The organism is Pseudonocardia yunnanensis, assembly GCF_039534065.1.
In the GTDB taxonomy this organism is placed as follows: Bacteria; Actinomycetota; Actinomycetes; order Mycobacteriales; family Pseudonocardiaceae; genus Pseudonocardia; species Pseudonocardia yunnanensis.
The window spans coordinates 1-574 of sequence record NZ_BAAAUS010000053.1 but is presented as its reverse complement, the minus strand read 5'-3'; the positions used below and the strand labels follow the sequence as shown (position 1 = coordinate 574).

The following is a 574-nucleotide window of genomic DNA, read 5'->3' as shown; positions in this document are numbered from 1 at the left end:
TCGTCGTGGCGGTGGAGGGCGGGCCGAACGAGTCGGCTCCCTCCATCGTGGTGTTGTTGCTCTCGGCGAGGTCGGCCGAGCCGCCCCACAGCTCGGGCAGCACATCGGCCAGGGACTTGAGCACCTCGCCGGAAGCCTTGCGGGTGGCCAGGCCCTTGGGGTCGGGCTCCCAGACCGGCAGCGCCTTCTCCCAGCCGATCGGGAGGCTGCGGCCCAGCATCCGATCCAGCAGCTCCTTGCGCTCGGGCTCGCGCGCCGCCCACTCCTCGAACTGCTTGGTCCAGGCCTGGCGGGCCTCGCGGCCGCGGTCGATCACCGTGCGGGCGTGGGCGAGGACGTCGTCCTCGACCTGGAAGTTCTTGTCCGGGTCGAAGCCGAGGATCTTCTTGACCTCGGCGACCTCATCGGCACCGAGGGCGGAGCCGTGGGCCTTCCCGGTGTTCATCTTGTTCGGGGCGGGGTAGCCGATGATGGTGCGCAGTTCGATGAAGGAGGGCCGGTCGGTTTCGGCACGGGCATTGTCGAGGGCCTGGAGGATGCCGGTGACGTTCTCGCCGCTGTCGACGACCTGCAC

General features: G+C 69.7%; 1 pseudogene. It reads right to left on the bottom strand.

From position 1 onward, the window contains the following. Positions 1–574: pseudogene (locus tag ABD743_RS38555) on the bottom strand (transketolase); the annotation flags it as partial.